Raw genomic sequence first — 566 nt, forward strand, 5'->3', positions numbered from 1 at the left:
GTCTCAAGAACCGCTCCCACTGCTTGTACGTATACGGTTTCAGGTTCTATTTCACTCCCCTCACAGGGGTTCTTTTCGCCTTTCCCTCACGGTACTGGTTCACTATCGGTCAGTCAGGAGTATTTAGCCTTGGAGGATGGTCCCCCCATATTCAAACAGGATGTCACGTGTCCCGCCTTACTCGTTTTCATCAATGGTTAGTTTTCATGTACGGGGCTATCACCCTGTGCCGCTGTGCTTTCCAACACATTCCACTAACACCCCACTGACTTAAGGGCTAATCCCCGTTCGCTCGCCGCTACTAGGGGAATCTCGGTTGATTTCTTTTCCTCCGGGTACTTAGATGTTTCAGTTCCCCGGGTTCGCCTCGCAACACTATGTATTCATGTTGCGATAACAGCTTATGCTGCTGGGTTCCCCCATTCGGACATCGTTAGCTCAAATGCTTGTTACTAGCTCGCCAACGCTTTTCGCAAGTTACTACGTCCTTCATCGCCTCTGACTGCCAAGGCATCCACCGTATACGCTTAGTCGCTTAACCATACAACCCAAATGAGTTTCACTCA

Annotated in this window: 1 rRNA gene; it reads right to left on the reverse strand. The window is 49.8% G+C overall.

The features are described 5' to 3' along the window. Positions 1 to 541: ribosomal RNA gene (locus L5M17_RS23060) — 23S ribosomal RNA — on the reverse strand; the annotation flags it as partial. Positions 542 to 566: the final 25 nt, after the last annotated feature.

Source organism: Shewanella sp. SW24, assembly GCF_025653395.1.
Taxonomy (GTDB): domain Bacteria; phylum Pseudomonadota; class Gammaproteobacteria; order Enterobacterales; family Shewanellaceae; genus Shewanella; species Shewanella oncorhynchi.